Raw genomic sequence first — 548 nt, 5'->3', positions numbered from 1 at the left:
ATTGCTTCTAATAAAGCTTTTTTACTGAGCAGTGATATTTCAGAAGCACTGCAATCCAGATAACGTTTTTGCATACCTAACCCCCTTAAAGATAAGTATTCAAAATGGTGATAAATTAATTACAACCAATCTATCACGACCAGAGATTTCTCCGATAAATATTTTTGGCTGATAAAGATAATTTGCTAAAAATAATAACTTCTCTACATTAACTATTTTTTTAAAACTTTTCATATATTTGGCGATAAATGAAATTTTCAAGCTTAAAGTTTAACTTGAACAGCTGGAATAATAATGATTATCATTGGCGTTCCTATAATAAATAATGGTAAGGACAAAATAATGAGACTCGTTTATAAGGCTGCTGTTTCGAGTTTAGCTTTGTTTTCAATCACGGCTTTTGCTCAAGAATATCCACTGGGTCAACCCATCATTAAAAATGGAATGGAAATCCAAGGTGTTTATCTACAACCTATCACAATGGATACCGAAGAAGGACATCACGCAATATCACATCTTTCTGCCGATAAAGCTGACATCCATTTAGA

Annotated in this window: 1 protein-coding gene; it reads left to right on the top strand. The window is 32.3% G+C overall.

The window, feature by feature from the left end; translation table 11 throughout:
* Positions 1–342: 342 nt before the first annotated feature.
* On the top strand, positions 343–548 hold a 206-nt coding region (locus ABN217_RS20125; RefSeq protein WP_349459986.1), incomplete at its 3' end, for an iron transporter.

It is taken from the genome of Proteus sp. fly-1067 (assembly GCF_040139345.1).
In the GTDB taxonomy this organism is placed as follows: domain Bacteria; phylum Pseudomonadota; class Gammaproteobacteria; order Enterobacterales; family Enterobacteriaceae; genus Proteus; species Proteus vulgaris_B.
The sequence above is the reverse complement of the archived record's forward strand: the minus strand, read 5'-3'. Positions and strand labels throughout refer to the sequence as shown.